Consider the following 5,432-nt stretch of genomic DNA (forward strand, 5'->3'; position numbering starts at 1 on the left):
TATCAGATAATCATGTAAGGTGAGGTATCGGATAATCATGCTTTAGTTATATACTCATACCTGACATCTGCCCTCGTAATCCTTGGCACCTGTCCCCACATACCAATATATACTCCCTGGATTACAAGTGCCCCTTTTATTTTTGGAATTTCCTTTACGGTTTTGAAAGAAGCTTCCACAGATTCCTTTCCTATGTCTACCTCATTTCCAAGAGCCGTTGCAGCTGCATCTGCCAGGGAAACGTCGTCCGAGAATACTACTGCTGCATCCGCCATCCCAAAACTGATTGAAGGGCCAACTGTCCCTGCTGAAGTACATATGCCTGTAATCGAGTCTCTAGGTTCGAACACCAGCCCCAGGTTTTTGATAGGAGACTGTCCTGCATAGATTCCAACCACAACAGGCCTGTCATTGATGAGTGCAATATCTCCGCCGTTGTCGACAATAGCATATTTTGCTCCTGCTTTAACCATTGCTTCCACCGCAAGAGCCGAAATTGTGCCTGCAACCGCACTCATTGGCCCTATACCCATAGTATTTCCTGCTTTTACCATCCTTCTTACAACCTCAGGGGCATTTTCAGGGCATTCGTAGGGTTCGAGAGTAAGCTGAAAATAAGGATCGGAAAGAATATAAGTCTCAAGGGCTGCCCTGTGGATGCGAATTGCTTCTTTTGCAACTTCGATATGAGCCTGGTTATCGGCTGCAATAGTAACTATGGTTTCCTTGAGCTGGAAATGCTCTTTAATTGGAGTACTCGCAGGTTCTTTAATAGGTTCTGTTACAGGATCTGACATGTTGATTCAGATTGAATTTATTGCTTAAAAAAGAGGTGCTTCCCAAGCTCCGTCTAGGGAGAGGCAAGTTTTACGGAAGCAAGATAGAGGCAGACACAAAATTGTTAAAATGAACTCTTCTTAAACCAGACCTCTGCGCCTTTCACTCCTATATTCTTCAAAGAGGCTCTGCAATTCGTCCTGTTTGGCTTTGTGGCGTCTTGCATCGGCTTCTGTTTCCCAGTCTGCGATTGCGGCTTTAAGGGTTTCTGGTTCGGCCATTGCAAAGTCTTCAGCCCTCTCAAGCGGAATATTCTTTAAGACCGGCACATCGCCCTTAAAGAAGGTTTCCTCGGCTGCGTGCGAAATATCCTCAGGGATGATTACGGCACGAATTCCGGCTTCTACAAGGATCTGAGCGGTTGCAGTTCCGCCTCCGCTTGGGTTTTCAAGGAAAACTACATCACCTATCTTAAGCCCGTATTTTTCCTTTGCTTCGGAAATGGATTCCTTCGTAAACGCAGCAATAACTTTGACAGCTGTACCTTCGCCGCGGACCTCCATCTTCTGGATTTTACGCAGCTTGTTGCTTCTACGCCGCAGTTCCTTTACGGTTTTGCTTTTATGACTGACCTCTTTCTTCAGGTTTGCAATGGTTTCGTCCCTGATCTTGATTTCTTTTGATTTCCGAATTTCGCTGTAAGCTTCCTTTTTGAAGCTGTTTAACCTTGATTCAAGCTTTGAGATTTTCCGATCTTTTGCAATCAGTTCTTTTTTTAATTCCTCAAGATATTCCTGAAGGTTCTGAATCTGCTCGCTCTGCCGCTGGACAGTTTCCCTCATTTTCAGGAGAGATTCATCAACTGCCCTGCCCTCCGGCTTTTCGGCATGTTCTTTTGGCTTTGGTTTTTCAGGCTCACCTGATGCTCGGGCTTTTTCAATTGCTGCTTCTATCGAAGCTCCACGGATAACATAGAACTTTATCAGCTCAAGATCTGCATTTTGAGGAGCTTTCTTTTCAATCCTGGAAAATATGTTTTTATAACTCCTGTAGGTGAGAAGGGCAGCAGTCAGTGCATCCCTTTCGTGGTCATTAGAGTAACCAAAAGTCCTTCCAAGCGCTATTTTTTCCTCAGCAGAAACCTCAATACCAGGACTTGCAGGTACGGCATTGAAACTTCTTCGGATTTTCTCAACTGAACCCGGCATTGGAGTTACATCACTGGCAACAACCGCAGGTTTTCCGTATTCGGCAATGAGTTTAACAACTTCATCAGGAGCCATTCCCCTGGAACTTTTCAAGTAAAGAAGCTCTCCGTCAAGAGAGAGAATCGCTATTCCAACGGTTGTTCCTGGATCGATTCCCACGATTGTAAACTTACGTCTCTGGTGCTTCGTTTTGAGGGGGACGTATCGGATTCTATCGCGTTCAACACTTCTTACGCTTACCTGAGCATCGTTACTTGCCATTGGATGTATCGGTATCTCTCCACGTTTTGCATAGACAGTGAATTCAGATCTGACATAGCCTCCGAAACCTTTTACGTTTACGGTTTCGAACCTAATGCCTTTTTCTTGAGAAAGGTCTTTCAGGGCACTCTCAATCTCCCTGCTCCTTTGCAGCACAGCTCCATGTACCTTCCTACGGTATCGGTTCTGGCTCCAGCCTCCCCTTCCCAGGGAACGGGCTCTACTAACTTTAATTTTCGTAATATCTTCAAAAAGGGAAACCTCGTGCCCAACTCCCATATCTGCAAGACGAGCACATGTTTCGGCTTCATCACTCGGGTTTTCGGGATTAAAAGAGAAACCGTGTTTCCGTGCAAGCCTTACAAGTGGTTCAGGATGCAGCCCACCTGTAACCTGAACAAGTTTAACGCCCTCAGGCAGCTTTTCCATAAAAGAAAGGAGCTCGCGTCTGTCGGCTGCAAGCTCAAAAATATTGTCAACAGCTATTATCTCCGGCTTTTCCCTCTGAATCATATTAAAAATTTTCTGGCGACGGAGCATACTTTGATGGAAAATTTCCCCATCCTTAAGGATAGCAAGTGCATACCTGGGAAGTTCTCTTGCCCTTGGAGAGCCCCGGGCAATATCAATTCCATATATAATCCTTTTTTGCATGAGCGTCTATATTTTATTTCTTATTCAATATATATTTAACTGCACTCGTTTTACTATTTAATACTATTTATTTATGTGGTATCTAGAGTTATTTTTGTGGTATCTAGAGTTATTTACAGACACTTCAGGAAAGGCAGAACATTCTGGATAGCCCTTTCAGCTGTGTCCGAATAGTACGCGAAAAATCTATGATTTTATTTTTTATTTTACTGTGTAGTCCACGTAAAACTTCAGTTTACTGGTCGCAGTACACTTTACTACTTGGACTTTTTTTTCAGGACATTCTCCTATTTTTATATATTTTTAACTGTTTTGATCCTGTTTACAGTAATAGAGTCCCCTGATGATACTAATCCTGTTGATACGTCGACTTTATGTGAAATATACTTGCCTAAAATATTACCGAATATGAAATATACAGTTAAATTATAAAAACAGAAGTGGAAGAATTGAGCTATCTGAAATTGTCAGTTTTAATAAACTCTCATATACTTGATACTAACACGCGCCCGCATAAATTTGGGAACACTATCAAAAGTATCATATATGTGGACTATAAATATAACATTGGTATGTATTGAAAATACTTTACATATTTCTCGGGGTTTATTTTTAAAATCTTTTTTGATACGTGCACATTCTCGAGAAAAAATATGCATTTTAGCAAGATGTGTGTGAAAAACAACAAAATATTAAATAGTTTGAGGTGTAAAAGATGTTAAAAAATAGGCTTATAATAGCAGGTTTAGCGATGTGTTTAATCCTTGCAGCGGTTCCAGCAGTCTTGAGTGCTGCATCTTCTCAAGATATGGGAATAAGTCTGAGCTCAGGCAGTCAGCAGACAACAGCCCCAGCCTTATCGCAAAAATCAGTATCTACAACAGCTGTAAAGAATGGCATAGCAACAGAATACTGGCTTGAACTGAAGCCCTATCCTTCCTCCAATACAAGAGCTCTTTGGCTCTATGCAGGTGGTGACTGGAGGTACTTATACAAACCAACCAGCAATATTGAAACCTCTGTACAAAATGCATTCGCTAATCCTGACACCTTCCAGGTTAAAGTCTGGTATTCTGGAAACAAGATTGTTGGATTAGTAGTAATGACTAAGTAATTGTAAGCAAAGACGAATTTTTAAATTACATCAAAAAAAGAACCGTAAAGTCTGTTTACAGATTATGGCCCTGTATACTTATTAGGGCTTAAGCAGTTGCAGGCTTTTAGGTAACTTTTAATTTTTTAAAAAGCTTCATACAAAGAATTTTAGGTTTTATACGGGTTTTAATAAATAGGTAACAGAGTTTCTTGCATTCACTTTTTCTTGCAATCGCTTTTGGCAGATAATTTGTTTTTAATACTTTTTTATTGCATTTTTGCTGAAGAATACATTCGGATCAGTTTCAAGTATTTAGTATTTGAATACCGTATCAAACAAAAAGACCTGAACTAAAAATATGTTTTAACTTAATCAGAACTTTTATAAAGTAGCCATTTTTCATTTTAGGACTTACTCTCTTGAGGAACAAAATCAATTACATTAGAGACTGTGGATTAAAGTCACGTTCTAGACAGTTAACGGTTTAATGCTGTTGATTCTTCAGTTCAACTACGTAAGTTCTATACTTAAAGGAGTTTTATCTTAAACTCCCTTAAAATAATGCCCTGTAGTATACTCAACCCCTCTTGCAGGTTTCAGCCTGTTTTCTTTTCCTGCAAGGGCTTCCTTGTATGCCTTTATTATCTCTTTTATCTCAGCCTGAGTATTGAATGAAAGATCAAGCCGAAGCACATCCACACCGTAATCTTTCAGGTTTTTGACATACTTCAGCATATCAAGCAATTTTGAGTTATAAATCAGGGTCCTGGTCCCCAGGCGCTTGACCGGAAATTCTGAACCTTCTTGGTCAACGAGAAGCACTTTGCTGCTTGTTCTTACAATTCTTCTGTCAACAAGAGGCTTTAAAAGATCATTTTCCGTAATAAGCATAAGTTCTCTGCCATAAACAAAAATTTCTGTCTGTCCTGAGACCTTGCAGGTTTGAAGGACCTCACAGATATTTTTTATCTCACTCAGGTTCAGTTCGCTTGAAAGAGTTGATCTGTACGCTCCTGCCTTGTAGAGAGTACTGGCCGTAAAAGCATTGAAAATATTGAACTCTTTTCCTGCAGTAAAAGGTATGGAAAGCTCTTTTGCAAGCTGTAAAGTCCCAAACTCAGAACAGGCTATCCCGAAGCCTGCATCTTTAATTTTTTCCAGCAGGGGTTTGAGTTTATCCAGTTCATAATCATGATTTATAAGAGGAACCCGAAAAACAATTTCGACCCTTTCGGCTTTCAAATCTTCAAGTTTTTCTGCATTTTCGGGTGCAGAAAGCTCTTCAAACTTCGAAACCGGAACATATATAATATCTGCACCGGCGAATGCAGCCTCAAAGAGAGAGGAACTTTCATTTACTTCAACACTAAGAAGGAGTCGCTTTGAAGCTGAATTTCTGCCCTGGGTTCTACTGAGAGTTTCACTGAGGGTTTCAC

General features: G+C 40.7%; 4 protein-coding genes. 1 reads left to right on the plus strand and 3 read right to left on the minus strand.

Features of this window, described 5'->3' with window-relative positions; translation table 11 throughout:
- Positions 1-35 precede the first annotated feature (35 nt).
- Together A9239_RS13665 and A9239_RS13670 are read right to left on the minus strand one after the other, a co-directional pair.
- On the minus strand, positions 36-797 hold the full coding sequence (locus A9239_RS13665) for a UPF0280 family protein (RefSeq protein ID WP_048119410.1): 762 nt from the start codon (positions 795-797) through the stop codon (positions 36-38).
- 120 nt (positions 798-917) lie between these two features.
- Entirely contained in the window at positions 918-2,900 is a 1,983-nt protein-coding gene (locus A9239_RS13670; RefSeq protein WP_048119407.1) for a DUF460 domain-containing protein, read from the minus strand.
- A gap of 715 nt (positions 2,901-3,615) precedes the next feature.
- Here A9239_RS13670 and A9239_RS13675 point away from each other — a divergent pair.
- A complete protein-coding gene (locus A9239_RS13675) occupies positions 3,616-4,014 on the plus strand; it encodes a hypothetical protein (RefSeq protein WP_048119404.1) in 399 nt (132 codons plus the stop codon).
- A 525-nt stretch (positions 4,015-4,539) separates the two neighbouring features.
- On the opposite strand, the gene A9239_RS13680 is transcribed toward A9239_RS13675, so the two are convergent.
- Positions 4,540-5,432: peptidase U32 family protein (locus A9239_RS13680; RefSeq protein WP_176722158.1), on the minus strand; the 893-nt coding region annotated here is incomplete at its 5' end.

The sequence above is a fragment of the Methanosarcina sp. A14 genome (assembly GCF_001729375.1).
Taxonomy (GTDB): Archaea; Halobacteriota; Methanosarcinia; order Methanosarcinales; family Methanosarcinaceae; genus Methanosarcina; species Methanosarcina barkeri.